Raw genomic sequence first — 25,558 nt, 5'->3', positions numbered from 1 at the left:
AAACAGAGAGGGCTTATCCGGCAAATCAGGCGTCAAGATTCTCTTTTACCCAGGCTGCAAAATCGGTATAGCCACCGATGTGTTGCTGATCGACAAAAATCTGCGGCACGGTTTCAACGGGCTTCCCGGCCTTCTGTTGTAAATCTTCTTTAGTGATCCCTTCAGCACGAATATCCACATACTGATAGTGAAAATCATCGCGCTCGTTGCTTAATTTTTCTGCCAGATCTTTTGCACGAACGCAGTAAGGGCAACCCGGACGGCCGAAAATAACGGTTTGCATTTTATCTCTCCATTTATCTGTCATGCGTGCATGATCACGCCAAATCTTATTCGCTGAAAGTAGGTTTAACCTGTTGCATTGATTGTGTAAAGCTATAACTGTTAAGCACAATGTGATGAAAGGTTTTAAACTGGCCGCTCACTTTGCAGAGGGAAGCCTATGCGCACGATCGGTAAATTGCCTGACAGTGTGTTGATACTGGAATTTCTCGGAATGATGTTACTGGCTGTGTCGCTGCTGTCGGTAAGCGACTACCTTTCGCTTCCGATGCCGTTTTCTACACCAGAAGCGCAAATTCTGATGATTTTTCTCGGTGTTTTGCTCATGCTTCCCGCTGCGGTGGTGGTTATTCTTCAGGTTGCAAAACGGCTTGCCCCGCAACTGATGAATCGTCCACCAGAATCTTCATGTTCAGAAAGAGAAAAAGATAATGACGCCAACCATTGAACTCATTTGTGGTCATCGCTCCATTCGCCATTTCACTGATGAACCTATCTCCGCTGAACAGCGCGAGGCGATTATCAACAGCGCCCGGGCGACTTCCAGTTCCAGTTTTTTGCAGTGCAGCAGCATTATTCGCATTACTGATAAAGCTCTGCGTAATGAACTGGTAACGCTGACCGGTGGGCAAAAACACGTTGCGCAAGCGGCGGAGTTCTGGGTGTTCTGTGCCGACTTTAACCGCCATTTACAGATTTGCCCGGATGCTCAACTCGGCCTGGCGGAACAGTTGTTACTCGGTGTCGTTGATACGGCGATGATGGCGCAAAACGCCTTAACAGCAGCGGAATCGCTGGGATTGGGCGGTGTATATATCGGCGGCCTGCGCAATAACATTGAAGCAGTGACGGAACTGCTGAAATTGCCGAAGCATGTATTGCCGCTGTTTGGCTTGTGCCTGGGCTGGCCTGCGGATAACCCGGATCTCAAGCCGCGTTTACCGTCCTCTATTTTGGTGCATGAAAACAGCTACCAACCGCTGGATAAAGACATTCTGGCGCAGTATGACGAGCAACTGGCGGAATATTATCTCACCCGTGGTAGCAATAATCGCCGTGATACCTGGAGCGATCATATTCGCCGGACGATTATCAAAGAAAGTCGTCCTTTTATTCTCGATTATTTACATAAACAAGGTTGGGCGACGCGCTAAAACCGTAACGCCGATGTATTATACGCGGGCTTTTGACCAGGTCTGACAGAGAGGTGCAGGGTGAAAATTGCCATATTGTCCCGGGATGGAACGCTCTATTCGTGTAAGCGACTGCGTGAAGCGGCGTTGCAGCGCGGTCACCTGGTTGAAATTCTCGATCCGCTTTCTTGTTACATGAACATTAATCCTGCGGCGTCGTCCATTCATTATAAAGGTCGCAAGCTTCCCCATTTTGATGCGGTGATCCCGCGCATTGGCACCGCCATTACCTTTTATGGAACGGCGGCGCTGCGCCAGTTTGAAATGCTGGGCAGTTATCCGCTAAATGAATCGGTTGCTATTGCCCGTGCGCGTGACAAATTGCGTTCAATGCAATTGCTGGCACGTCAGGGTATTGACCTGCCTGTCACGGGGATAGCGCATTCGCCGGACGATACCAGCGACTTAATCGAGATGGTCGGTGGTGCGCCGCTGGTGGTCAAGCTGGTTGAAGGTACGCAGGGAATTGGTGTGGTGCTGGCGGAGACGCGTCAGGCGGCAGAAAGCGTGATTGATGCATTTCGCGGCCTGAATGCCCATATTCTGGTGCAGGAATATATCAAAGAGGCGCAAGGGCGCGATATTCGCTGTCTGGTCGTCGGTGATGAAGTGGTTGCGGCGATTGAACGGCGGGCGAAAGAAGGCGATTTTCGTTCCAATTTGCATCGTGGTGGCGCGGCAAGCGTCGCAAGTATCACGCCGCAGGAGCGCGAAATCGCCATTAAAGCCGCGCGAACGATGGCGCTGGATGTTGCCGGTGTGGATATTCTGCGTGCAAATCGCGGACCGTTGGTGATGGAGGTAAATGCATCGCCAGGTCTGGAAGGGATAGAAAAAACCACCGGTATCGACATCGCGGGTAAAATGATCCGCTGGATTGAACGCCATGCTACGGCGGAATATTGCTTAAAAACCGGTGGTTAGTCGCAATAACGTGACTGATCATGGTTTTGCCTGCGCTTTTTGCGTAAGCTGTGCCGGTCTTTTTATCGGAAGAGGTTGTACAAAATTATGACATCGCTGGTCGTTCCTGGTCTGGATACGTTGCGTCAATGGCTCGATGACCTGGGGATGAGTTTTTTTGAATGTGATAACTGTCAGGCTCTGCATCTGCCACATATGCAGAATTTCGACGGTGTCTTTGATGCCAAAATCGATCTGATAGATAACACAATCCTGTTTTCTGCTATGGCGGAAGTCAGACCTTCAGCCGTGTTACCGCTGGCGGCGGATTTATCAGCCATCAATGCCAGTTCGCTGACCGTGAAAGCATTTCTTGATATGCAGGATGATAATCTGCCAAAGCTGGTGGTTTGCCAGTCTTTATCCGTTATGCAGGGCGTAACCTATGAACAGTTTGCATGGTTTGTACGTCAGAGCGAAGAGCAGATTTCGATGGTTATCCTTGAAGCCAATGCCCATCAACTGCTGTTACCGACTGATGATGAAGGGCAAAACAACGTTAGCGAAAACTATTTCCTTCACTGATAATTCCTTTTGAGCACGCAGTCGCTGCCGCAGTGGCTGCGCGTTGTAATATTTTCTGCTGATTTTAACCTTTCATTAAAGATTATTTCACTTCCGTTGTGCCGGATTTGCTTTATCACATAGAGCAAATACGCATAAAAATTTGTTAAATGCCGTTTTTTTATTACAGCTATAGTTTCAAACCCTGGCTAAAGTTATTCTTGCAATGCTTTTATATAGCGAGCAATGCTGGCCGGGAGAGAGTCCTCTTTTCTTACACCGCGCCGATAAAAAATATGCACATTTATTGCATATCTTTCAGTGTGACAACTTTTGTTCGTTTGTTAACGAACTTTCAGAAGGAAAGAGATATGACCGGCTTAAATAAAAAATGGCTATCGGGTCTGGTTGCGGGTGCTCTGATGGCTGTCTCTGTCGGCACGCTCGCGGCTGAACAAAAAACACTCCACATTTATAACTGGTCTGATTATATCGCCCCGGATACGGTGGCAAATTTTGAAAAAGAGACCGGTATCAAAGTCGTCTACGATGTTTTTGATTCCAACGAAGTGCTGGAAGGCAAATTAATGGCGGGGAGCACCGGCTTTGATCTTGTCGTTCCATCAGCCAGCTTTCTTGAACGCCAGTTGACTGCCGGTGTGTTCCAGCCGCTGGATAAAAGCAAATTGCCAGAATGGAAGAATCTCGATCCAGAACTGTTGAAACTGGTGGCAAAACACGATCCCGGCAATAAATTTGCCATGCCATATATGTGGGCGACGACTGGCATTGGCTATAACGTCGATAAAGTTAAAGCGGTACTGGGTGAAAATGCGCCTGTCGATAGCTGGGACTTGATCCTCAAACCTGAAAATCTGGAAAAACTGAAAAGCTGCGGCGTCTCTTTCCTCGATGCGCCGGAAGAAGTTTTTGCTACCGTGCTGAATTATCTCGGCAAAGATCCGAACAGTACCAAAGCAGATGATTACACCGGACCGGCTACCGACTTACTGTTGAAACTGCGCCCGAATATTCGCTATTTCCACTCCTCTCAGTACATAAACGATCTGGCAAACGGTGATATCTGCGTCGCTATCGGCTGGGCGGGTGATGTCTGGCAGGCGTCAAACCGTGCGAAGGAAGCGAAGAATGGCGTAAATGTCTCTTTCTCGATTCCGAAAGAAGGGGCGATGGCATTCTTTGATGTATTCGCCATGCCTGCCGACGCCAAAAATAAAGACGAAGCGTATCAGTTCCTGAATTACCTGCTACGCCCGGATGTAGTAGCGCATATCTCCGACCATGTGTTCTATGCCAACGCCAACAAAGAAGCGACGCCGCTGGTAAGCGCGGAAGTGCGTGATAACCCGGGGATTTATCCTCCGGCAGACGTTCGCGGCAAAATGTTCACACTGCAAGTGCAGGACCCGAAAATTGACCGAGTGCGCACCCGCGCCTGGACTAAAGTGAAGAGCGGAAAATAATCCGCAGCCGTAGATGCCGGACGGGCGCGCCAGTCCCTCCGGCAATTTGCACCATCATGGTGCGCTTGCACACCTTAAATGCCGGAGAGCAGCCGTGAATGACGCTATCCCTCGCCCACAGGCGAAAAGTCGGAAGTCGCTGACACCACTATTAGAAATCCGCAATTTGACCAAATCTTACGATGGTCAACATGCGGTCGATGATGTCAGTCTGACCATTTATAAAGGCGAAATCTTTGCACTGCTGGGCGCATCTGGCTGTGGCAAGTCCACACTGCTGCGTATGCTGGCAGGTTTCGAACAGCCTTCTGCCGGGCAGATTATGCTTGATGGCGTTGATTTGTCACAGGTGCCGCCTTATCTGCGCCCCATCAATATGATGTTCCAGTCCTATGCGCTGTTTCCGCATATGTCCGTGGAACAGAACATCGCCTTTGGCCTGAAACAGGACAAGTTACCAAAAGCGGAAATTGCCAGCCGGGTCAACGAGATGCTCGGGTTGGTGCATATGCAGGAGTTCGCCAAACGCAAACCGCATCAACTTTCCGGCGGTCAACGCCAGCGTGTGGCGCTGGCCCGAAGCCTTGCCAAGCGCCCAAAACTTCTGCTGCTTGATGAACCGATGGGCGCGCTGGATAAAAAACTACGTGACCGGATGCAGCTTGAAGTGGTGGATATTCTCGAGCGTGTCGGCGTGACCTGTGTGATGGTCACCCACGATCAGGAAGAGGCGATGACCATGGCGGGGCGTATTGCCATTATGAATCGCGGTAAATTTGTCCAGATTGGCGAGCCGGAAGAAATTTATGAGCACCCGACCACCCGCTACAGCGCCGAGTTTATTGGTTCAGTTAACGTCTTTGAAGGGCTGCTAAAAGAGCGCCAGGAAGACGGACTATTGCTCTATTCGCCGGGGCTGGTGCATCCGTTGAAAGTCGATCCGCAGGCGTCAGTGGTCGATAACGTGCCGGTGCATGTGGCGCTGCGTCCGGAAAAAATCATGCTCTGTGACGAACCGCCTACTGATGGCTGCAATTTTGCGGTGGGAGAGGTGACACATATTGCCTATCTCGGTGATTTGTCTGTTTATCATGTTCGCCTGAAAAGTGGGCAGATGATCAGCGCTCAGTTACAAAACGCCCATCGTCATCGTAAAGGGCTGCCGACCTGGGGCGATGAAGTCCGTTTATGTTGGGAAGTGGACAGTTGTGTGGTGCTGACGGTTTAAGGAGCAAAGATGAGTACACTTGAACCTCCTGTCCAGCCGGGCGGGTTGAAACTGTGGCTTACGCAGTGGCAGATGAAGCACGGGCGTAAACTGGTGATTGCGCTGCCGTATATCTGGTTGATTTTGCTGTTTCTGCTGCCATTTCTTATCGTCTTTAAAATAAGTCTGGCAGAGATGGCGCGCGCCATTCCCCCTTACACCGAACTGATGGAATGGGCGGATGGGCAACTGTCGATCACCCTCAACCTTGGTAATTTCCTGCAGCTAACCGACGATCCGCTCTATTTCGATGCTTATCTCCAGTCGTTACAGGTAGCGGCGATTTCGACCGTTTGTTGCTTATTGCTCGGCTACCCGCTGGCGTGGGCGGTGGCGCACAGTAAGCCTTCAACCCGTAATATCTTATTGCTGCTGGTGATCCTGCCGTCGTGGACTTCGTTTTTGATCCGCGTTTACGCCTGGATGGGGATCCTGAAAAACAACGGTGTATTGAATAATTTCCTGCTGTGGCTGGGCGTTATCGATCAACCGCTGACCATTCTGCATACCAATCTGGCAGTTTATATCGGCATTGTTTACGCCTATGTGCCGTTTATGGTGTTGCCGATCTACACCGCGTTAACCCGCATCGATTATTCGCTGGTAGAGGCGGCACTGGATCTCGGCGCGCGACCGCTGAAAACGTTCTTCACCGTCATTGTGCCACTGACCAAAGGCGGGATTATCGCCGGATCGATGTTGGTTTTCATTCCGGCGGTTGGTGAGTTTGTGATCCCGGAACTGCTCGGCGGCCCGGACAGTATTATGATCGGACGCGTCCTGTGGCAGGAGTTCTTCAATAACCGCGACTGGCCGGTGGCCTCAGCGGTGGCGATCATCATGTTATTGCTGCTGATTGTGCCAATTATGTGGTTCCACAAATATCAGCAAAAAAGCGTGGGGGAGCACGGATGAATAATTTACCGGTCGTTCGTTCTCCCTGGCGGATTGTGATTTTGCTGCTGGGTTTCACCTTTCTCTATGCGCCGATGCTGATGCTGGTTATCTATTCGTTTAACAGTTCGAAACTGGTGACGGTGTGGGCCGGTTGGTCAACGCGCTGGTACGGCGAATTATTGCGTGACGATGCGATGATGAGTGCGGTCGGGTTAAGTCTGACTATTGCCGCCTGTGCGGCGACCGCGGCGGCGATCCTCGGGACTATTGCGGCGGTCGTGCTGGTACGGTTTGGACGGTTTCGTGGCTCAAATGGCTTTGCCTTTATGATCACCGCGCCGCTTGTCATGCCGGATGTGATAACTGGTCTGTCGTTGTTGTTATTGTTCGTTGCCCTTGCTCATGCCATTGGCTGGCCAGCCGATCGCGGCATGTTGACTATCTGGCTGGCGCACGTAACTTTCTGTACGGCGTATGTGGCGGTCGTTATTTCTTCACGTTTGCGGGAACTGGATCGCTCGATAGAAGAAGCGGCGATGGATCTCGGTGCGATGCCGCTGAAAGTATTTTTCGTGATTACGCTGCCGATGATCATGCCGGCAATCATTTCTGGTTGGTTGCTTGCTTTTACTCTGTCGCTCGATGACCTGGTGATTGCCAGTTTTGTTTCCGGACCCGGTGCCACCACATTGCCTATGTTGGTTTTTTCCAGTGTGCGGATGGGGGTGAATCCGGAGATTAACGCCCTGGCGACGTTGATCCTCGGGGCGGTAGGAATTATCGGATTTATCGCCTGGTATTTAATGGCGCGTGCAGAAAAGCAGCGGATACGCGATATCCAGCGTGCAAGACGTGGCTGAAGACACTAAAATTTGCCAACCTGGCTACATAATGCCGCGCATGTCGCGGCATTGTTTTCATGGAAGACGAAACGTTGGGATTTTTTAAGAAAACATCTTCATCACATGCTCGCCTGAATGTGCCTGCGCTGGTGCAGGTGGCGGCGCTCGCCATTATTATGATCCGTGGTCTCGACGTGCTGATGATTTTCAATACGCTGGGCGTTCACGGTATTGGCGAATTCATTCATCGTAGCGTACAAACCTGGAGTTTAACGCTGGTCTTTTTAAGCAGCCTGGCGCTGGTTTTTATTGAAATCTGGTGTGCGTTTTCGCTGGTGAAAGGCTGTAGCTGGGCGCGCTGGCTGTATCTGCTGACACAAATTACGGCTGCCAGTTATCTGTGGGCGGCTTCACTCGGTTATGGTTATCCTGAGCTGTTCAGCATTCCCGGTGAATCAAAACGCGAAATCCTCCATAGCCTGATGCTGCAGAAGCTGCCGGATATGCTCATCCTGTTGTTGCTATTCGTTCCCGCTACCAGTCGGCGGTTCTTCCAGTTGCAATAATGTGTATAATCGTCGCCCCTGATGATGTGAAGGTCAATGTATGCAGTGCGCACTTTACGACGCGGGTCGCTGTCGTTCCTGTCAGTGGATAACGCAGCCGATTCCAGAGCAACTCTCCGCTAAAACCGCCGATCTTAAAAATCTGCTGACCGATTTTCCGGTTGCGGAGTGGTGCGCGCCGGTGTCTGGCCCCGAACAAGGGTTTCGTAATAAAGCCAAAATGGTGGTGAGTGGCAGCGTTGAAAAGCCACTGCTCGGAATGCTACACCGCGACGGCACGCCGGAAGATCTTTGCGACTGTCCGCTTTATCCTGCCTCATTTGCGCCCGTTTTTGCGGCGCTAAAACCGTTTATTGCCCGCGCCGGGCTGACGCCGTACAACGTGGCACGTAAGCGTGGCGAACTGAAATACATTCTGCTGACTGAAAGCCAGACTGATGGCGGCATGATGCTGCGTTTTGTGCTGCGCTCGGAAACCAAGCTGGCGCAACTGCGTAAGGCGCTACCGTGGCTACAGGCACAACTGCCGCAGCTCAACGTCATTACCGTCAATATTCAGCCAGTACATATGGCGATTATGGAAGGGGAGACGGAGATCTACCTGACCGAACAACAGGCGCTGGCAGAGCGTTTTAATAACGTACCGTTGTGGATCCGTCCGCAAAGTTTCTTCCAGACCAATCCGGCAGTTGCCAGCCAGCTTTATGCCACCGCGCGCGATTGGGTGCAGCAACTACCGGTAAACCATATGTGGGATCTGTTTTGCGGTGTTGGCGGTTTTGGTTTGCATTGTGCGACGCCAGAAATGCAGTTAACGGGGATTGAAATTGCACCAGAAGCGATTGCTTGTGCGAAACAGTCTGCTGCTGAGCTGGGCTTAACGCGTTTGCAATTTCAGGCGCTGGACTCCACTCAGTTTGCCACCGCGCAAGGCGAAGTGCCGGAACTGGTGCTGGTTAATCCACCGCGTCGCGGCATTGGAAAGCCACTGTGTGACTATCTCTCAACGATGGCACCGCGTTTTATTATTTACTCCAGTTGTAACGCTCAAACGATGGCGAAAGATATTCGCGAACTGCCTGGTTATCGCATTGAGCGGGTACAGCTTTTCGATATGTTCCCGCACACCGCGCATTATGAAGTGCTGACGCTGTTGGTGAAGCAATAAAAAAGCCGCGGCTGCGGCTTCAGATTGTTGACCAGATGCGCTTTGTTCATGCCGGATGCGGGGTGAACACCTTATGCAACCTACAAAATCTTGCGAAATCAATATATTGTAGAGTCAATGTAGGCCAGATAAACGTAGCGCATCAGGCCATCTTACTTTTGTCATCAGTCTCAATTACTGCGGGAACCATTGATCACTGATTTTCTGATACGTACCGTCGGCTTTAACGGCTGCCAGTGCGTTATTCAGTTTCTCCAGCAGAGCTTTGTTATCCGGACGAACAGCGATGCCCAGGCCGGTGCCGAAGTACTGCGGATCGGTCACTTTCTCAGTCGCAACGCCCAGTTGTGGATTGGTTTTCAGCCATTCATTAACTACCGCTGTGTCACCAAATACACCATCGATACGGCCATTTTTCAGGTCGATAAATGCATTCTGATAGCTGTCATAAGAGACGGTTTTCACTTCCGGATGCTGATCCTGAATATATTTCTGGTGGGTGGTGCCGTTTTCCATACCAATACGTTTACCTTTCAAATCGGCAAAAGTCTTATAGGTATCTTTTTTGGCAATCACGACGGCAGAGTTTTCGTAGTATGGCGTGGTAAAGGCCACCTGTTTGCTGCGCTCTGGTGTGATGTCCATCCCGGAAATCACGGCGTCATATTTCCTGAATTTTAGTGACGGGATCAGGCTGTCGAAAGCGTGATTAGTAAAAGTACATTCTGCCTGCATTTGTTTGCATAACGCTTTTGCCAGATCGATATCAAAGCCGACGATCTCATTATTAGCACCTATAGATTCAAAGGGGGGATAGGTAGCTGATACGCCAAAATTGATTTTCTCTGCGGCAGAAGCGCCGAAAGTAAAGGAAGCAAGTAATGCGGCAAGAACTAACTTTTTCATGATGGAACTCCCGTCTGTCAATCTTATGTTTATTGGCTGTGTCTGCGGCATGGGTTAACAATGCCATTAAGTGAATTTATATGCAATAAATATGATTAAATAATTCAAAATAGATAAAAAAAGACGGACAACTTAGTAGGTTGCCCGTCTTCATTATAAGGGTTTATGCAATATGTGGGTTCTGTGCTGGTGTCTGATGCGATGCTTGCGCGTCTTATCAGACCTACAAATTATTCTGCGAATGTAGGCCGGATAAGGCGTTCACGCCGCATCCGGCATTAGCACGTTATCAATGCAGCCACATTAATTCCGGCGCTCGAACGCCAGCGCTTTACGCTCGATCAGGCGCATCATCAACGTCAGCAGGCCGTTAACGATCAGGTAAATAATCCCCGCCGCGCCAAACACCATCACATCGTAGGTGCGTCCGTACAGCAACTGGCTGTATCCCATCACTTCCATCAGCGTAATGGTGTAAGCCAGCGAGGTACTTTTAAACACCAGCACCACTTCGTTGGAATAAGAAGAGAGCGAGCGTTTAAATGCATACGGCAGCAGGATCGCCAGCGTATCTTTTTTACTCATCCCCAGGGCGCTACAGGATTGCCACTGACCTTCCGGGATCGCACGAATTGCTCCGTAAAACAGTTGCGTGGTATACGCGGCACTATTCAGCGACAACGCAATCAGTGCACACAACCACGGTTCCGACAGCAAATGCCACAGCGCCGGATACTCCTGCAACGTCGGGAACTGGCCCGGTCCGTAGTAAATCAGGAAGATCTGCACCAGCAGCGGCGTACCGGTAAACAGTGTGATGTAACCCCGCACCAGCCACACCAGCACCGGTGTTTTCAGCGTCAGGACGATGGTAAAAATTAACGCCAGAATCAGCGCCACAATCAGCGAGGCGACCGTCAGCGTCAGGCTGGTATGCAGCCCTTTCATCAGTTCAGGTAAATACTCAAGCATCAGCCAGGTCTCCGCTCAAAACGTGTCGCGCGCAGATCAATGCGTTTGAGAATGTACTGGCTCAACAGGGTAATCACCAGGTAAATCGCCGCCGCCACAATGTACCAGGTAAATGGTTCCTGGGTACGGGTGGCGATGCTTTTGGTTTGCAGCATTAAATCATTCACACTAATCAAACTGACCAGCGCGGTATCTTTCAGCAGTACCAACCACTGGTTGCCGAGACCAGGCAGCGCATGACGCCACATCTGCGGCATCACCAGACGGAAAAATATAGCCGATTTCGACAGCCCCAGCGCCTGACCAGACTCCCACTGACCCACCGGCACCGCTTTCAGTGCACCGCGTAGGGTTTGCGAGGCATAGGCAGCATACAGCAGGGACAGGGCGATCACCCCGCAGAGGAACGGGCTAACGTCGAAGTTCTCTATGTCCATCTGCACCGGGATCTGTACGAACCCAAGGTTGATGGTGAAGCCATCCGAAAGTGTCAGTAGTAGCTGCGAAGAACCAAAATAGATAAACAGCACTACCAGAATTTCTGGCAGGCCGCGCAGAATCGTTACCAGCGCCGAACCTGCCCACGCGACAGGACGCCATTTTGCTGACTCCCACACCGCGAAGAACATCGCCAGCGCCAGACCGACAATCAATGCACAAACGGCAAGGCCGACGGTCATCCCGGCGGCGCTTGCTAAAGGAAAAAATTCATTCATCAGGAATTACTTCTGGAACCATTTGTTGTAGATGGTTTCGTAAGTGCCATCTTTCTTCACTTTTTCCAGCGCAGCGTTGAATTTCTGCTGCAGTTCAGTGTTGCCCTGACGTACCGCAATACCGAGGCCAGTACCGAAGTAATCTTTATCGGTCACTTTGTCGCCAACTGGTGCCAGTTTGGGATTATTGTTCAGCCATTCGGTTACCACTGCGGTGTCACCGAATACGCCGTCAATACGGCCATTTTGTAGATCCAGTTTCGCGTTCTGGTAGCTGTCATATGGAACAGTGGTGATTTCCGGATGTTTATCCATAATGAATTTCTGGTGCGTCGTCCCGTTCTGCACGCCGACTTTTTTGCCTTTCAGTTGATCAACGCTGGTGTATTTGCCTTGCTGACCAACAAACAGTGCAGAGTTGTCATAGTACGGGGTGGTGAACAGTACCTGTTTTTCACGCTCAGGAGTGATATCCATACCCGCCATAACGGCGTCCACACGACGGAATTTCAGACTCGGGATCAGGCTGTCAAACGCCTGGTTAGAGAAAGTACAGGTCGCATCGATCTCTTTACACAACGCCTGCGCCAGGTCAACGTCAAACCCGACGATCTGGTTATTCGCATCCATCGATTCAAACGGAGGATAGGATGCTTCGGTAGCAAAACGAATGGTTTCAGCGGCTGTGGCGGAAAGACTAAAACCTGCAATTAACGCGGCAATCAGAACTTTTTTCATTGTCGTTATCCCGAATCTTAGTGAGAGAGATAGTTTTTAAATGCTTCGGTTTGCGGCTCGGTAAAACAGCTCGCGTCGCCTTGCTCTACGATGTGACCGTTTTCCATATACACCACACGGCTGGCGGTTTTACGCGCGACTTCAACTTCGTGGGTGACGATCACCTGGGTAATGTTGGTTTCCGCCAGTTCACGAATGATACTGACGATTTGCGCTGTAATTTCCGGGTCCAGTGCGGCGGTCGGCTCATCAAACAGCAACACCTGCGGTTCCATCATCAGCGCTCGGGCGATAGCAACACGTTGTTGCTGGCCACCAGAAAGGTGCAGTGGATAACGATCGCTATAAGGTTTGAGACGCAGACGTTCCAGCAGTTTTTCTGCACGAGCCAGCGCCTGATCTTTACTCAAGCCGAGTACGCGGCAGGGTGCTTCGATCAAGTTTTGCTGCACGGTGAGATGTGGCCACAGATTGTATTGCTGAAACACCATGCCAACGTTACGACGCAGGTCGCGAATCGCTTTGTCAGACGGTGTTTTGGTGAAATCGAAATGATTGCCTGCAATGTTGAGCGTACCGGAGCGCGGCATCTCAAGCAGATTGAGTACACGCAGCAGCGAGCTTTTCCCCGCGCCGCTGGGGCCAAGTAACACCAGCGTTTCGCCCTGCGGGCAATCCAGCGTGATATCGAACAGCGCCTGATGTGCGCCGTAGAAGCAATTAATGCCGTTTAATTGAATACTCATTGACTCTCGTATACTGGCAGTCTGATAGCTATTGAGGTCGAAGATAGTACCTTTGACAGAATAATTATGCAATATTTCTGCTTTAAAAGTTAAAAGCAAAGCACATTATTCACTAAACATAGCACAAAATAACGAGGGTGATGGGCGGCGAGCATAAATGTCGGCATTCCTCGCAGAATGCCGGACAATTTATGGGGGTTATAATCTGATCAAGGGATTAACGGTTCTCAACGGACTGACGTAATGTTCCCGCTTTGGCGTGAACGCTGCCACCTAAATAGCGCACATCATCGATAACCCAACATTGCCCCTCCTGAATCATCAATACTTCATCCTGCCAGCTCTGATCGCCTTGTTTCAGATCTACGCGCAGCGGAATATTGCGCGCATCGCGATTCGGGATGGTCGATGCGCTGGCGACTCGGGCGCTATCAGGCAAGGTAGTACGGCTGGAGAACGGATCGCTGCTTAACAATTCGCGATGGTTGTTATCGCGGTTGGCATCGCTGAGCAGTGCCGCCAGTTTATCGCTCAAATACGGGCGCAGAGCGGTAATGTCGTTACTGCGATGCTGAATACGGTAGTCATAGAATTGCTGAGCCACGCTGTCAGGGCCGCCCTGGACGCAAGAACCTGTGCGAGTGCCATTGTCTTTATAGGCTGGCGTAACGGTGGTACAAGCACTGAGTAACAGTGCGCAAGGGATAAGCATGGTCAATTTGCTGTAGCGCATAATGATTTCCTTATAAGCGAACACCTTGAAAGCGTTCTACGATAATAATGATATCCTTTCAATAATAGCGTATCAGTCCGATAATGCTTTTGAGATCGAAGGCTTAGCAAACAAGGAGATCGGTCATGCAATTTTCCACAACCCCAACACTTGAAGGTCAGACCATCGTTGAATATTGCGGTGTGGTGACGGGCGAAGCGATTTTAGGTGCCAATATTTTTCGCGATTTCTTTGCGGGCATCCGCGATATCGTCGGCGGACGCTCCGGGGCTTACGAAAAAGAACTGCGTAAAGCACGGGAGATTGCGTTTGAAGAGTTAGGCGATCAGGCACGGGCGCTGGGTGCTGACGCAGTGGTCGGCATTGATATCGACTATGAAACGGTCGGGCAAAACGGCAGTATGCTGATGGTCAGCGTCAGCGGAACAGCGGTGAAAACGCGTCGATGAGAAGAATCTTCTGGCTGGTTGCTGCGGTTCTGTTACTGGCAGGGTGCGCAGGAGAAAAAGGAATTGTTGAGAAGGAGGGATACCAGCTCGATACCCGACGTCAGGCACAGGCAGCGTATCCTCGTATCAAAGTGTTGGTGATCCATTACACTGCAGATGACTTCGATTCTTCGCTGGCGACACTGACCGATAAGCAGGTCAGCTCGCATTATCTGGTGCCTGCCGTGCCGCCGCGTTACAACGGCAAACCACGTATCTGGCAACTGGTGCCGGAACAGGAACTGGCCTGGCATGCGGGGATCAGCGCCTGGCGCGGAGCAACACGAATTAACGACACCTCTATTGGTATTGAGTTGGAAAATCGTGGCTGGCAAAAATCGGCGGGGGTGAAATATTTTGCGCCGTTTGAACCGGCGCAGATTCAGGCGCTCATTCCACTGGCGAAAGAGATTATCGCCCGCTATCACATCAAACCAGAGAATGTGGTGGCACATGCGGATATAGCCCCACAGCGCAAGGACGATCCTGGCCCGTTATTTCCGTGGCAGCAACTGGCGCAGCAGGGGATTGGTGCCTGGCCGGATGCATCGCGCGTTAGCTTTTATCTGGCCGGACGCGCACCACACACGCCGGTAGAAACAGCATCGTTACTGGAGCTTTTGGCGCGCTACGGCTATGACGTAAAACCTGAAATGACGCCGCGCGAGCAGCAGCGAGTCATTATGGCGTTTCAGATGCACTTCCGCCCGACGTTATATAACGGCGAAGCGGATGCAGAAACTCAGGCGATTGCCGAAGCCCTACTGGAGAAATACGGCCAGGACTAGCGCGGCAGTTTTCCGTGGTCGCGCAGCCAGGCAGCAGTTTGCTCGATACCTTCATCCAGCGAGATGACCGGCTGATACCCCAGCTCCTCCTGTGCTCGCGTAATATCCAGCGTAAAGTCAAAATTCAACTTGGAGACGCCGTAATGGGTTAGCGGCGGCTCTTTTGCTGACTTGCGTCCTAAACGCTCCATACTGCGGGCAATCATATCCAGCATCGGGTAAGGTACCGAACGGATACGGCAATCAATATTCAGTTCGTCGATCAATTTCTGCACGATACTGCGCAGAGTGCGATGTTCGCCGTTGGTAATGTTATACGCACGACCAGAAGGCAGTTTATCGCACGCTTCCTGGCTCGCCAGCCACATAGCGTGCACCGCATTTTCATAGTAAGTCATATCGACCAGTGCGCTGCCGCCGTGGGGTAACAGGATGCTGCCGTAGTGGTGCATCATATGCGCCAGACGGGGAATAAAGACTTTATCGTGCGGCCCAAACAGGCTTTGTGGGCGCAGAATGGTAAAGCGCGTTTGTGGATTTGTCTGCGAAAGCATATTGATGACCTCTTCACTGGCGGCTTTGCTGCGGGCAAATTCGTTGGCGAAGCGGTGCGGACGAAAATCTTCTTTGATGTCGCGGTGGTGGTGGTAATCGAAGTACAGTGACGGTGAAGAGATATGAATAAAATTACGTACGCCCCAGGCGACAGCCCATTCACCCAGGCGGCGAGTGGCGCGAACGTTTGCCAGATCGAAAGCCTGCTGCGTTCCCCACGGCGAGGTAAAGCTGGAACAGTGCCACAGCGTATCAATGCCTGCGAGCATTACTTTTGCCTGCGATGAGACCAGTTCAGTCAGATCCGCCTGGACAAACTCTGCGCCTATTTTCTCCAGCAATTTACCCATCGCTTCATTGCGACCGGTCGCTCTTACGCTGATGCCTTTTCGGCATAAAAATTCAACCGCGTTTCGACCTAAGCCGCTGGTGGCGCCGGTAACCAGTACCTTCATATCATTCCACTGTTGTTGATAAAAACGACGTGCGCATTCTTCCGTGATTTCATCCTTGATGCAATGGGAAACATGAAAGAATAACGCAGGTTTTTTTCGATTAATCTGTGCTTTGTTCTGCCAGTCTGGCGATTCGTTTTGCCATCCCGCGAAAAATAAACAGATGTGCGGGGATCATGAACAGCCAGTAAAACAGCCCTGGCATCCCGTGCGGGTGCCAGAAAGCGCGGACATCAATAGTGCGATAGTCGCCTTTATCTTCGAGAGTAAAACAAAGCCGCCCAAGTCCTGGCGCTTTCATACCAAACAATAAGGTAAGCTGTTTTTCAGGCTCGACGACAATCACTTTCCAGCTATCCACCGCATCGCCGGTTTGCAAATATTCTCGCTCGGGGCGACCTTTCGCCAGTTTGTGACCTATTGCGCGGTCCATCAACGCCCGGGTCTGCCACAAAATATTGCCAAAGAAGTAACGTTCTTTACCGCCGATTTGATTCACTACCCGCCATAAAGCCTGAAGGCTGGCGGAGGTTTTAACGGTATAACCCGCCTGTTTGGCGAAATAACCGTATTCTGGTCGCCAGCGGGCAAAGGCCTGAGTGTCATATCCCCAGTCGCTGGAGTTGGCGAGCTTTTCTTCCTCTCTCAACGTGCGACGCACAGCGTCATCAAAAGCGATCAGCGGTTGTGGAATGAGCGCGCGTAAGGCGGTGTCATCCGCCAGCAGATCGTGTTTCAGTCCCTGAATCAACGCACTTGCGGTGGTGGACGGTACGGAGGTAATCACATTGAGAAACCACACCGAAATCCAGCGGGTGGGGAAAGGGATGGGGATTAACCCGCGGTGTTTGCCGCTCACGCTCATAAAATGTTCAAACTGCTGTTGATAGCTGAGCACCTGTGGTCCGGCGGCTTCGAATACCCGATGTTCGCAGGCCGGATGGTCTAACAGCGCCACCAGATAGTGCAGCAGGTTTTCCAGCGCGATGGGTGTGGTACGTGAACGAACCCAGCGCGGTGGTGTTAGCACTGGCAGGTTGTAAACCATATCGCGCATGACTTCGAACGCCGCTGACCCGGCTCCGACGATAATTCCGGCACGCAATTCAGTAACAGGCACATCGGCTTCACGCAAAATATCCGCCGTGGCCTGACGGGCGCGCAGATGATCCGATTGCTCATGGGGCGGAGCCTGCAATGAACTAAGAAAGATGACTTGCTTAACCGGCACTTCACGCAGCGCATCACGGACGTTGAGAGCAACCTGGCGTTCCTGAGCGATAAAATCACCGCCTTCGCCCATGCTGTGCACCAGAAAATAGACGGTATCAACATCTTTTAACAGAGCCGTAAGGTTGTCCGGCCAGCTAAGATCGACTTTATGGCAACTGACATTAGCCAGTTGTAGCTTTGTAAGCCTGTCGACATGACGTGCCGCCGCCAGGATCTGATGCCCTTGCTGGTTGAGTGTGCGCACCAGATGCTGACCAATGTAGCCACTGGCACCGAGAACTAAAATGCGTTGCGGCACGTCTCGCTCCTTAACGCGTCAGGAAAGCGCGCCAGTGGGCGGCGACTTCAGCCAGTTGTTCACGCGAGACGTCGAGATGTGTTACCAGGCGAACAATCGGTGAGGCGTTAATCAGCACGTTTCTCGCTTTCATGTATTCACCCAACGCAGCAGCATTTTCTTCCCCGACGCGAACAAACAGCATATTGGTGTCCTGGCGCATCACATCAGCGCCCGCTTCACGCAGTTGCTCTGCCATCCAGGCGGCATTGTCGTGGTCTTCCTGTAAACGCGCGACGTTATTTTTCAGCGCATACATCCCGGCGGCCGCCAGGATCCCGGACTGACGCATCCCGCCACCGGTCATTTTCCGCCAGCGGATGGCTCGTTTAATGTAATCACGATTGCCTACCAGTAGCGAACCTACCGGCGTACCAAGACCTTTCGACAGACATATGGTGAACGAATCACAATATTGCGTGATCGCTTTCAGTTCGCAGCCATAAGCCACCACGGCGTTAAAGATGCGAGCGCCGTCAACGTGCAGCGCCAGATTGCGCTCGCGGGTAAATTCCCATGCCTGTTTCAGGTATTCACGCGGTAGTACTTTGCCGTTGTGGGTGTTTTCCAGACTAAGCAACTTTGTGCGGGCGAAGTGGATATCGTCAGGTTTGATTTTCATCGCCACTTTATCCAATGGCAGCGTGCCGTCGGTAGCCGCATCGATAGGTTGCGGCTGAATGCTGCCCAGCACCGCAGCACCACCGGCTTCAAACAAATAGTTATGTGCTGCCTGACCGACAATATACTCTTCGCCGCGTTCGCAGTGACTGAGCAGAGCGACCAGGTTGGCCTGGGTGCCGGTAGGCAGAAAAATGGCGGCTTCTTTACCGGAAAGCTCTGCCGCGTAGTCCTGCAGAGCATTAACGGTAGGGTCGTCTCCATAAACGTCGTCCCCAACCGGGGCGGCCATCATCGCTTCTAGCATGGCGCGGCTCGGTCGGGTAACGGTATCACTGCGTAAATCAATCATGGCATGTCCTTATTATGACGGGAAATGCCACCCTTTTTACCTTAGCCAGTTTGTTTTCGCCAGTTCGATCACTTCATCACCGCGTCCGCTAATGATCGCCCGCAACATATACAGGCTAAAACCTTTGGCCTGTTCGAGTTTAATCTGCGGTGGGATTGCTAACTCTTCTTTCGCGACGACCACATCCACCAGTACAGGACCGTCGATGGAGAAGGCGCGTTGCAGGGCTTCGTCGATTTCAGCGGCTTTCTCTACGCGGATGCCCGTAATACCGCACGCTTCGGCAATGCGGGCAAAGTTGGTGTCGTGCAGTTCAGTGCCATCTGTCAGGTAACCACCAGCTTTCATCTCCATCGCCACAAAGCCCAGCACGCTGTTGTTAAAGACGATGATTTTCACCGGTAGTTTCATCTGTACCACCGAGAGGAAATCGCCCATTAACATACTAAAACCGCCATCACCGCACATGGCGACTACCTGACGTTCTGGCTCGGTTGCCTGCGCGCCCAGCGCCTGCGGCATGGCGTTAGCCATCGAACCGTGGTTAAACGAACCTAACAAGCGACGCTTACCGTTCATTTTCAGATAACGCGCAGCCCATACCGTTGGTGTGCCGACGTCACAGGTAAAGATGGCATCATCGGCAGCAAAATGGCTAATTTGCTGAGCCAGATATTGCGGGTGAATCGCTTTCTCGCTCGGTTTGGCTAAATCGTCCAGCCCTTTACGGGCATCGCGGTAATCTTCCAGCGCTTTATCCAGGAACTTGCGATCGGTTTTTTCTTCCAGCAATGGCAGAAGTGCTCGCAGGGTTGATTTGATATCGCCCACCAGCGCCATATCCACCTTGCTGTGTGCGCCAATGCTGGCAGGATTGACATCGATCTGAATAATTTTGGCATCGGTCGGGTAGAACGCGCGGTAGGGGAATTGGGTGCCGAGCAGCACTAAAGTGTCGGCATTCATCATGGTATGAAAACCCGATGAGAAACCGATTAAGCCGGTCATTCCGACATCATACGGATTATCGTATTCGACATGTTCTTTACCACGCAGAGCATGGATGATTGGCGCTTTAATTTTCCCGGCAAACTCTACTAACTCTTTATGCGCGCCCGCGCAGCCGCTGCCGCACATCAGTGCAATATTTCTGGAGTAACGCAGTAGTTGCGCCAGCTTGCGTAACTCTTCTTCTTCCGGCGTCACTATTGGCAGTGGCGCGTGATACCAGTGGGTGGTTGCCCCTTCTGGCGCAGGTTTTAACGCCACATCGCCCGGTAAAACGACCACCGAAACGCCACGGTTAAGCACCGCTTTGCGCATGGCGATCGCCAGTACTTGCGGGATCTGCTCCGGGCTGGAAACCAGCTCGCAATAGTGACTACATTCGCGGAATAACTCTTGCGGGTGGGTCTCCTGAAAATAACCGCTACCAATTTCGCTGGAAGGAATATGGGCGGCAATCGCCAGTACCGGAACGTGATTACGATGACAGTCGAACAGGCCGTTGATTAAGTGCAGGTTGCCTGGCCCACACGATCCGGCGCAGACCGCCAGTTCTCCTGAAAGCTGGGCTTCAGCGCCAGCGGCAAAGGCCGCGACTTCTTCATGGCGGGTGGACATCCACTCGATAGTGCCCATACGATTAAGGCTGTCGCTGAGGCCGTTAAGCGAGTCGCCCGTCACTCCCCAGATACGTTTCACCCCAGCCGATTCGAGCGTTTTAGCGATATAAGCTGCAACCGTTTGTTTCATGGTTTTCCGTCTCCTGAATGTGATAACGGTTACAAGTTTAGTTCATCTGACGGAGAGGGAAGGGATGGGAGAAAAAGGGGGCACTAACAGTTAAATTGCCCGATGACAGGAATATCATCGGGCATAATGCGATTACGCGAGAACCATATCTCCCTGCGGATGGCAGGAACAGGCCAGCACGTAACCCTCAGCGATTTCGGCGTCAGTCAGCGTCATGGTGCTGCTCACCGTGTATTCGCCAGAAATTACTTTTGTTTTACAGCAGCCGCAAACACCCGCACGACAGGCGGCGACGACCGGAACTTTATTGCTTTCCAGCGCCTCCAGCAGCGTGGTGCCAACCGGGGCATAAAATTCTTGTGCCGGTTGTAATTTGGTGAATTTCAGACCACTGGTCGCAGCGTCCGCCACCGGCGTGAAGAACTTCTCTTTAAAGAAGCGTGTTACGCCAAGTGCTTTCACTTCCTGTTCCACCCAATCCATATACGGAGCCGGGCCACAGGTCATCACGGTACGCGAAGCCAGGTCAGGAACGCTTTCCAGCAGTTCGCGAGTCAGGCGACCAGCGATAAAGCCCTCGCTGACGTTATTTTCTGCCACCAGCGTCACCGGATAGTTGCGCCATTCGTCGGCAAAAATGACATCCTGCGGTGTGCGCACGTTGTAGATCACCTGTACATCGGCCTGCGGACGATTTTTCGCCAGCCAGCGACGCATCGACATAATTGGTGTGACACCGCAGCCTGCTGCCAGTAACAGGAATTTCTCTTCTGTTTTATCGTCGCAGGTAAATTCCCCCATCGCATCCGAAAGCCAGAGATAGTCACCGCGTTTCACCTCGCGAGTCAGCCACTGGGAGCCGACACCGTCATCAATCCGCCGCACGGTCAGGGTGATGTATTCACTCACGCCTGGCGTGGAGGAAATGGTATACGCACGCAGCGTTTCTGCTGAGTTACGCACGCTGACCAGCGCATATTGCCCGGCGCGATACGGATAGTAATCGTGGCAAATCAGGGAAAGCGTCCACACATCCGGTGTTTCTTGCTTAATGTGATGAACCTGCATCCGCCACGGGCATTGATTCGTTGGCATCGTCATCGATAAACTCCTTACGCGCTCAACAGTTGCTTCATGTCTTCTTCAACAGTGGTGATAGAACGCAGGCCGAATTTCTCATTCAGCACCGCCAGCAGGTCTGGGGTCAGGAAGCCTGGTGCAGTCGGGCCGGTGACGATATTTTTCACGCCCAGAGAAAGCAGCGTCAGCAGAATAACAATTGCCTTCTGTTCAAACCAGGAGAGTACCAGCGAGAGTGGCAGATCGTTGACACCGCAACCCAGTTTTTCTGCCAGGGTGACAGCCAGAATAATCGCTGAGTATGCATCGTTACACTGGCCGGCATCCACCAGACGCGGCAGACCTTCGATATTGCCAAACTCAAGTTTGTTAAAGCGATATTTACCGCAGGCGAGCGTCAGGATCAGGCAGTCATCCGGCACGCTGGTAGCGAAATCGGTGAAATAGTGACGTTCACCACGGGCACCGTCACAGCCGCCAAGCAGGAAGATATGACGCAGTTTTTCACGGCTCACCAGATCAATCAGCGTATCGGCTGCGCCAAGCAGCGTCTGACGACCAAAACCTACGGTGATCAGATGCGGAATTTCGCTGTACGGGAAGCCCGCCATTTGTTGCGCCTGGGCGATGACCGCAGAGAAATCTTCACCATCCAGATGACGCACGCCCGGCCAGCCAACAATGCTGCGGGTCCAGATACGATCGTCATAAGCGCCGACGGTTGGGTCGATGATGCAGTTAGAGGTCATCACGATAGGGCCAGGGAAGCGAGCGAACTCAACTTGTTGATTCTGCCAGCCACTGCCGTAGTTACCGACCAGATGCTTGAATTTACGCAGCTCCGGGTAGCCGTGAGCAGGCAACATTTCGCCGTGGGTGTAGACGTTAACGCCCGTGCCTTCGGTCTGTTCCAGCAGGTTATAGAGATCTTTAAGATCGTGGCCGGAAATCAGAATGCATTTACCCGCTGTAGCTTTGACGTTGACCTGAGTCGGTGTCGGATGACCGTATTTACCGGTTTCGCCTGCATCCAGAATGCTCATCACTTTGAAGTTCATCTGGCCGATTTCCATGGAACACTCGAGAAGTGCGTTCATATCGGAAGGCCAGGTTCCCAGCCATGCCATGATTTTATGGTACTGGGCGTAAATATCGTTGTCGTACTGACCGAGAACGTGAGCGTGTTCCATATAGGCCGCCGCACCTTTCAGACCATACAGGCAGAGCAGACGCAGGCCGAGAATATTTTCGCCAATCGTTGCTTTATCTTTATTTGGCGTAAATTCCGCCGCCTGACGTTGCAGTTCACCGAGATCATCGCTCACCAGTTGCAAGTCAGCCATCGGGTTATCGACGCGGGCGTTTGCATCTACTGCCAGGCATTGTGCTTTCAGCGCCTCACGCAGGGCAATCGCTTCACGGGCGTAGCCGACAATACGAGGAGAATCGAAGTTAACGTTAGTCAGCGTTGAGAAAAATGCACGCGGAGCGAAGCTGTCTACGTCGTGGTTGATGATGCCGTATTCACGTGCTTTTACCGCCCAGGCAGAAAGCCCTTGCAGCGCCGCAATCAGTAAGTCCTGAAGGTCAGAGGTTTCCGCCGTTTTACCACACATCCCCTGCGCGTATGAGCAGCCGTTTCCTGCCGGAGTACGGATAGTTTGTTCACATTGCACACAAAACATGATCACACCTTTAAAGTTATATTTAATATACATGTTTAAGGTTAAGACGCTTAACGCGGGGATAAAAGGGATTTTTGTTGCAACTTTAAGGGAGATTGATTTAGCGCAATTTTGGCGGCAGGGTTCTACCGCCAGAGAGGTATTACGCGGAGAAAAGGGCGATCAGAATGGGCACCAGCAGGCTAAGAATAAAACCGTGAACAATCGCCGCCGGGACCATCTCCAGACCACCTGTACGCTGAAGAACGGGCAGGGTGAAATCCATCGATGTGGCACCGCACAAACCCAGCGCCGTTGAGCGACTGCGACGGATAAGGCCGGGGATTAGCATGATGGCGATCAGCTCTCGTGCCAGATCATTAAAAAACGCTGCGCTACCGATTACCGGGCCAAAAGATTCGGTCAACAATATACCGGAAAGAGAATACCAGCCGAAACCGGAGGCCATTGCCAGCGCGGTGTTGATAGGGAGATCAAGAATAAAGGCGTTAATTAAACCGCCAATTAATGAACTGGCAACCACTACCACAGCGACAATCATACCCCGGCGATTAAGGACAATCTGCTTTAAGGTCATGCCATTATTGCGTAGCTGAATACCGACGAGGAAAAGTAACAGAATTAACGTGTATTCGCTGGCTTCAGTGGCGTGTTGTAAGAAACCTAATCCGCTAAGGCCAATGGCAAAACCAATCACTACTACGCCGCACAGTTTTAGCGACTCCAGTGCCATCGCAATACGTGACGGTAATTTCTCTTGCTGGTGGTGATTACGCCATGGCAAACCACGCTCCAGCCACAGCAAGGCGACAATATTGCATAGCAAAATAACGGTAATACTGACGGCGGAATAATGCAGGATCGCCAGCAAATTACTGGCGAGATTATCAAGGAACGCCAGGCTAATACCCATAAAAAAGAGAATGAGATAGACCATCCAGCTTAATAACTGATTAATGCGTTTTAACGCAGCTTTTTGGCGAAGCGGAATGAGGTAACCCACAATGAGTGGCACCAGAATGATTAACAGCCCAGAAAACATGAAAACTCAGCCCTTGCAAAGAAGAAATCGGAATGCGCGATGACACACTACTGAAAGCGGAAGGATGAGTAAAGTTGCAATTAAAAGGAAACGTTATGCAAATAAGAAGGCCTGACATTGCGTCAGGCCTTCTGCGTTAATTAATCGCGTTTTTCCAGCAGTGTCCGGTAAATCAGACCACCAATAATACCGCCGACAATGGGCACTACCCAGAAGAACCACAGTTGTTCTAACGCCCAGCCCCCCTGGAAGATAGCAACCGCAGTGCTGCGCGCCGGGTTAACGGAGGTGTTAGTGACCGGAATACTGATTAAGTGAATCAGCGTTAATGCCAGACCAATGGCAATCGGCGCAAAACCCGCCGGCGCGAATTTGTCGGTCGCACCGTGGATCACCAGCAAGAAACCAGCGCTCAATACCAGTTCAACAACCAATGCAGAAAGCATGGAATAGCCGCCAGGTGAATGCTCACCATAACCGTTAGACGCAAAACCGCTGGCCGCCGCGTCAAATCCGGCTTTACCGCTGGCGATTAAATACAGCAGTGCCGCCGCAACAATACCGCCAACAACCTGGGCAATGACGTAGCCAACGACTTCTTTTGCCGGGAAACGACCGCCAGCCCATAAACCAATAGTGACTGCCGGGTTAAAATGACCACCAGAAATATGACCAACAGCGAAGGCCATGGTCAGTACTGTCAGACCAAACGCCAGCGCGACACCAGCAAAGCCAATACCTAATTCCGGAAATGTTGCCGCCAGCACAGCGCTACCGCAGCCACCAAATACAAGCCAGAAAGTACCAAAACATTCTGCTGCTAATTTTCTGAACATATCCACCTCAATTAAAAATTGACCCTGTGAAAAATATGGTCGTTTTATAGGGTCGTCGTAAAAAAGTGACGACAGAAATAATGCGTGGGTATTTTAAAAACGAAGCTGAGTCATTCGCCAGATAAATAAATCCAGTAATTTTGATTTAGAACAAATGAGGGTTCCCCCATATAGTCATTTGCCTGATTGACAGTGTAGTGCAAACCACGAAATTAAACCTTTGGGGGTAATAAAAATAATACACAAGATTAATCATTTGATTTTATTGTTTTTTGGGGGAAATCAGTGAGAGGGCGTCTGACACAATTATTCGCTCATTTTTCAGACATTTGCCATGCTTAAGTGTGATGTCAT

Annotated in this window: 27 protein-coding genes; 12 read left to right on the top strand and 15 right to left on the bottom strand. The window is 51.4% G+C overall.

The window, feature by feature from the left end; translation table 11 throughout:
• Positions 1 to 25 precede the first annotated feature (25 nt).
• Entirely contained in the window at positions 26 to 283 is a 258-nt protein-coding gene (gene grxA / locus A9587_RS03965; protein ID WP_001195226.1) for a glutaredoxin 1, read from the bottom strand.
• Positions 284 to 442: 159 nt separating this feature from the next.
• Between grxA and A9587_RS03960 the strand changes: the two genes are divergently transcribed.
• The 10 genes from A9587_RS03960 (at position 443) to rlmC (ending at position 9,166) form a co-directional block, all read left to right on the top strand.
• Positions 443 to 730 carry a YbjC family protein gene (locus A9587_RS03960; protein ID WP_001259126.1) on the top strand — a complete coding sequence of 96 codons (288 nt, stop codon included), beginning with the start codon at positions 443 to 445 and terminating at the stop codon, positions 728 to 730.
• Positions 714 to 1,436, top strand: coding sequence for a nitroreductase NfsA (gene nfsA, locus A9587_RS03955; RefSeq protein ID WP_000189116.1), 723 nt, complete (start codon positions 714 to 716; stop codon positions 1,434 to 1,436). Before A9587_RS03960 ends, nfsA begins: the two co-directional genes overlap by 17 nt.
• A 60-nt stretch (positions 1,437 to 1,496) precedes the next feature.
• Complete coding sequence (gene rimK, locus A9587_RS03950; protein WP_000684354.1) at positions 1,497 to 2,399, top strand: 30S ribosomal protein S6--L-glutamate ligase; 903 nt, start codon at positions 1,497 to 1,499, stop codon at positions 2,397 to 2,399.
• An 87-nt stretch (positions 2,400 to 2,486) separates the two neighbouring features.
• Entirely contained in the window at positions 2,487 to 2,963 is a 477-nt protein-coding gene (locus A9587_RS03945; RefSeq protein WP_001516074.1) for a YbjN domain-containing protein, read from the top strand.
• Between the two features lie 350 nt (positions 2,964 to 3,313).
• The gene (gene potF, locus A9587_RS03930) at positions 3,314 to 4,426 is read left to right on the top strand and encodes a spermidine/putrescine ABC transporter substrate-binding protein PotF (RefSeq protein WP_000147250.1); all 1,113 of its coding nucleotides are present in this window, start codon (positions 3,314 to 3,316) and stop codon (positions 4,424 to 4,426) included.
• A 94-nt stretch (positions 4,427 to 4,520) separates the two neighbouring features.
• Positions 4,521 to 5,654, top strand: coding sequence for a putrescine ABC transporter ATP-binding subunit PotG (potG, locus tag A9587_RS03925; protein WP_000995979.1), 1,134 nt, complete (start codon positions 4,521 to 4,523; stop codon positions 5,652 to 5,654).
• A gap of 9 nt (positions 5,655 to 5,663) precedes the next feature.
• Positions 5,664 to 6,608, top strand: a complete 945-nt coding sequence (gene potH, locus A9587_RS03920) for a putrescine ABC transporter permease PotH (protein ID WP_001516075.1) — start codon at positions 5,664 to 5,666, stop codon at positions 6,606 to 6,608.
• On the top strand, positions 6,605 to 7,450 hold the full coding sequence (potI, locus tag A9587_RS03915) for a putrescine ABC transporter permease PotI (RefSeq protein WP_001516076.1): 846 nt from the start codon (positions 6,605 to 6,607) through the stop codon (positions 7,448 to 7,450). Before potH ends, potI begins: the two co-directional genes overlap by 4 nt.
• Before the next feature lie 59 nt (positions 7,451 to 7,509).
• Positions 7,510 to 7,998 carry a YbjO family protein gene (locus tag A9587_RS03910; protein WP_000389253.1) on the top strand — a complete coding sequence of 163 codons (489 nt, stop codon included), beginning with the start codon at positions 7,510 to 7,512 and terminating at the stop codon, positions 7,996 to 7,998.
• Positions 7,999 to 8,038: 40 nt separating this feature from the next.
• Positions 8,039 to 9,166: a 23S rRNA (uracil(747)-C(5))-methyltransferase RlmC gene (rlmC, locus tag A9587_RS03905; protein WP_001149757.1), complete on the top strand. Its 1,128-nt coding sequence runs from the start codon at positions 8,039 to 8,041 to the stop codon at positions 9,164 to 9,166.
• Between the two features lie 174 nt (positions 9,167 to 9,340).
• Here rlmC and artJ read toward each other — a convergent pair whose 3' ends face one another.
• The 6 genes from artJ to A9587_RS03875 form a co-directional block, all read right to left on the bottom strand.
• Positions 9,341 to 10,072, bottom strand: a complete 732-nt coding sequence (gene artJ, locus A9587_RS03900) for an arginine ABC transporter substrate-binding protein ArtJ (RefSeq protein ID WP_001516078.1) — start codon at positions 10,070 to 10,072, stop codon at positions 9,341 to 9,343.
• 303 nt (positions 10,073 to 10,375) lie between these two features.
• A complete protein-coding gene (gene artM, locus A9587_RS03895; RefSeq protein WP_000895404.1) occupies positions 10,376 to 11,044 on the bottom strand; it encodes an arginine ABC transporter permease ArtM in 669 nt (222 codons plus the stop codon).
• Positions 11,044 to 11,760: an arginine ABC transporter permease ArtQ gene (artQ, locus tag A9587_RS03890; RefSeq protein ID WP_001001690.1), complete on the bottom strand. Its 717-nt coding sequence runs from the start codon at positions 11,758 to 11,760 to the stop codon at positions 11,044 to 11,046. The genes artM and artQ overlap by 1 nt, the downstream gene beginning before the upstream one ends.
• A gap of 6 nt (positions 11,761 to 11,766) precedes the next feature.
• The gene (gene artI, locus A9587_RS03885; RefSeq protein WP_000756581.1) at positions 11,767 to 12,498 is read right to left on the bottom strand and encodes an arginine ABC transporter substrate-binding protein ArtI; all 732 of its coding nucleotides are present in this window, start codon (positions 12,496 to 12,498) and stop codon (positions 11,767 to 11,769) included.
• 17 nt (positions 12,499 to 12,515) lie between these two features.
• Positions 12,516 to 13,244, bottom strand: a complete 729-nt coding sequence (gene artP, locus A9587_RS03880) for an arginine ABC transporter ATP-binding protein ArtP (RefSeq protein ID WP_000027205.1) — start codon at positions 13,242 to 13,244, stop codon at positions 12,516 to 12,518.
• A gap of 217 nt (positions 13,245 to 13,461) precedes the next feature.
• The gene (locus A9587_RS03875; RefSeq protein ID WP_001516079.1) at positions 13,462 to 13,977 is read right to left on the bottom strand and encodes a lipoprotein; all 516 of its coding nucleotides are present in this window, start codon (positions 13,975 to 13,977) and stop codon (positions 13,462 to 13,464) included.
• Positions 13,978 to 14,102: 125 nt separating this feature from the next.
• On the opposite strand from A9587_RS03875, the gene A9587_RS03870 reads away from it, so the two are divergent.
• Positions 14,103 to 14,426 carry a heavy metal-binding domain-containing protein gene (locus A9587_RS03870; RefSeq protein WP_001160731.1) on the top strand — a complete coding sequence of 108 codons (324 nt, stop codon included), beginning with the start codon at positions 14,103 to 14,105 and terminating at the stop codon, positions 14,424 to 14,426.
• Positions 14,423 to 15,253: an N-acetylmuramoyl-L-alanine amidase AmiD gene (amiD, locus tag A9587_RS03865; protein ID WP_001516080.1), complete on the top strand. Its 831-nt coding sequence runs from the start codon at positions 14,423 to 14,425 to the stop codon at positions 15,251 to 15,253. Before A9587_RS03870 ends, amiD begins: the two co-directional genes overlap by 4 nt.
• Here amiD and A9587_RS03860 read toward each other — a convergent pair.
• The 8 genes from A9587_RS03860 to aqpZ form a co-directional block, all read right to left on the bottom strand.
• Positions 15,250 to 16,263: an NAD-dependent epimerase/dehydratase family protein gene (locus A9587_RS03860; protein ID WP_000866894.1), complete on the bottom strand. Its 1,014-nt coding sequence runs from the start codon at positions 16,261 to 16,263 to the stop codon at positions 15,250 to 15,252. The genes amiD and A9587_RS03860 overlap by 4 nt on opposite strands.
• Before the next feature lie 100 nt (positions 16,264 to 16,363).
• Positions 16,364 to 17,794 (bottom strand): SDR family oxidoreductase, encoded by a 1,431-nt coding sequence (locus tag A9587_RS03855; protein WP_001136516.1) that lies wholly within the window; start codon positions 17,792 to 17,794, stop codon positions 16,364 to 16,366.
• Positions 17,795 to 17,804: 10 nt separating this feature from the next.
• Positions 17,805 to 18,806, bottom strand: a complete 1,002-nt coding sequence (gene ltaE / locus A9587_RS03850) for a low-specificity L-threonine aldolase (RefSeq protein WP_000566404.1) — start codon at positions 18,804 to 18,806, stop codon at positions 17,805 to 17,807.
• Positions 18,807 to 18,842: 36 nt separating this feature from the next.
• Positions 18,843 to 20,561, bottom strand: coding sequence for a ubiquinone-dependent pyruvate dehydrogenase (poxB, locus tag A9587_RS03845; protein WP_000815343.1), 1,719 nt, complete (start codon positions 20,559 to 20,561; stop codon positions 18,843 to 18,845).
• A 132-nt stretch (positions 20,562 to 20,693) separates the two neighbouring features.
• On the bottom strand, positions 20,694 to 21,662 hold the full coding sequence (hcr, locus tag A9587_RS03840; protein WP_001516083.1) for an NADH oxidoreductase: 969 nt from the start codon (positions 21,660 to 21,662) through the stop codon (positions 20,694 to 20,696).
• Positions 21,663 to 21,673: 11 nt separating this feature from the next.
• A complete protein-coding gene (gene hcp, locus A9587_RS03835) occupies positions 21,674 to 23,326 on the bottom strand; it encodes a hydroxylamine reductase (RefSeq protein ID WP_000458827.1) in 1,653 nt (550 codons plus the stop codon).
• 142 nt (positions 23,327 to 23,468) lie between these two features.
• Positions 23,469 to 24,368 carry an L-lysine exporter LysO gene (gene lysO / locus A9587_RS03830; protein ID WP_000491126.1) on the bottom strand — a complete coding sequence of 300 codons (900 nt, stop codon included), beginning with the start codon at positions 24,366 to 24,368 and terminating at the stop codon, positions 23,469 to 23,471.
• Between the two features lie 140 nt (positions 24,369 to 24,508).
• A complete protein-coding gene (gene aqpZ, locus A9587_RS03825; RefSeq protein ID WP_001516085.1) occupies positions 24,509 to 25,204 on the bottom strand; it encodes an aquaporin Z in 696 nt (231 codons plus the stop codon).
• Positions 25,205 to 25,558 lie beyond the last annotated feature (354 nt).

The organism is Escherichia sp. MOD1-EC6162, from assembly GCF_002965125.1.
Taxonomy (GTDB): Bacteria; Pseudomonadota; Gammaproteobacteria; order Enterobacterales; family Enterobacteriaceae; genus Escherichia; species Escherichia marmotae.
Note: the sequence above shows the minus strand (reverse complement) of the source record. Positions and strands in the feature narration are given on the sequence as shown.

What these genes read in the sequence shown, in the direction of transcription:
- grxA (WP_001195226.1), bottom strand. Translation starts at nt 283, where the DNA reads ATGCAAACCGTTATTTTCGGCCGTCCGGGTTGCCCTTACTGCGTTCGT.
- A9587_RS03910 (WP_000389253.1), top strand. Translation starts at nt 7,510, where the DNA reads ATGGAAGACGAAACGTTGGGATTTTTTAAGAAAACATCTTCATCACAT.
- potH (WP_001516075.1), top strand. Translation starts at nt 5,664, where the DNA reads ATGAGTACACTTGAACCTCCTGTCCAGCCGGGCGGGTTGAAACTGTGG.
- hcr (WP_001516083.1), bottom strand. Translation starts at nt 21,662, where the DNA reads ATGACGATGCCAACGAATCAATGCCCGTGGCGGATGCAGGTTCATCAC.
- lysO (WP_000491126.1), bottom strand. Translation starts at nt 24,368, where the DNA reads ATGTTTTCTGGGCTGTTAATCATTCTGGTGCCACTCATTGTGGGTTAC.
- artP (WP_000027205.1), bottom strand. Translation starts at nt 13,244, where the DNA reads ATGAGTATTCAATTAAACGGCATTAATTGCTTCTACGGCGCACATCAG.
- artI (WP_000756581.1), bottom strand. Translation starts at nt 12,498, where the DNA reads ATGAAAAAAGTTCTGATTGCCGCGTTAATTGCAGGTTTTAGTCTTTCC.
- artJ (WP_001516078.1), bottom strand. Translation starts at nt 10,072, where the DNA reads ATGAAAAAGTTAGTTCTTGCCGCATTACTTGCTTCCTTTACTTTCGGC.
- poxB (WP_000815343.1), bottom strand. Translation starts at nt 20,561, where the DNA reads ATGAAACAAACGGTTGCAGCTTATATCGCTAAAACGCTCGAATCGGCT.
- A9587_RS03960 (WP_001259126.1), top strand. Translation starts at nt 443, where the DNA reads ATGCGCACGATCGGTAAATTGCCTGACAGTGTGTTGATACTGGAATTT.
- nfsA (WP_000189116.1), top strand. Translation starts at nt 714, where the DNA reads ATGACGCCAACCATTGAACTCATTTGTGGTCATCGCTCCATTCGCCAT.
- rlmC (WP_001149757.1), top strand. Translation starts at nt 8,039, where the DNA reads ATGCAGTGCGCACTTTACGACGCGGGTCGCTGTCGTTCCTGTCAGTGG.
- A9587_RS03870 (WP_001160731.1), top strand. Translation starts at nt 14,103, where the DNA reads ATGCAATTTTCCACAACCCCAACACTTGAAGGTCAGACCATCGTTGAA.
- A9587_RS03875 (WP_001516079.1), bottom strand. Translation starts at nt 13,977, where the DNA reads ATGCGCTACAGCAAATTGACCATGCTTATCCCTTGCGCACTGTTACTC.
- potI (WP_001516076.1), top strand. Translation starts at nt 6,605, where the DNA reads ATGAATAATTTACCGGTCGTTCGTTCTCCCTGGCGGATTGTGATTTTG.
- artQ (WP_001001690.1), bottom strand. Translation starts at nt 11,760, where the DNA reads ATGAATGAATTTTTTCCTTTAGCAAGCGCCGCCGGGATGACCGTCGGC.
- amiD (WP_001516080.1), top strand. Translation starts at nt 14,423, where the DNA reads ATGAGAAGAATCTTCTGGCTGGTTGCTGCGGTTCTGTTACTGGCAGGG.
- potF (WP_000147250.1), top strand. Translation starts at nt 3,314, where the DNA reads ATGACCGGCTTAAATAAAAAATGGCTATCGGGTCTGGTTGCGGGTGCT.
- A9587_RS03860 (WP_000866894.1), bottom strand. Translation starts at nt 16,263, where the DNA reads ATGAAGGTACTGGTTACCGGCGCCACCAGCGGCTTAGGTCGAAACGCG.
- ltaE (WP_000566404.1), bottom strand. Translation starts at nt 18,806, where the DNA reads ATGATTGATTTACGCAGTGATACCGTTACCCGACCGAGCCGCGCCATG.
- hcp (WP_000458827.1), bottom strand. Translation starts at nt 23,326, where the DNA reads ATGTTTTGTGTGCAATGTGAACAAACTATCCGTACTCCGGCAGGAAAC.
- artM (WP_000895404.1), bottom strand. Translation starts at nt 11,044, where the DNA reads ATGCTTGAGTATTTACCTGAACTGATGAAAGGGCTGCATACCAGCCTG.
- aqpZ (WP_001516085.1), bottom strand. Translation starts at nt 25,204, where the DNA reads ATGTTCAGAAAATTAGCAGCAGAATGTTTTGGTACTTTCTGGCTTGTA.
- A9587_RS03945 (WP_001516074.1), top strand. Translation starts at nt 2,487, where the DNA reads ATGACATCGCTGGTCGTTCCTGGTCTGGATACGTTGCGTCAATGGCTC.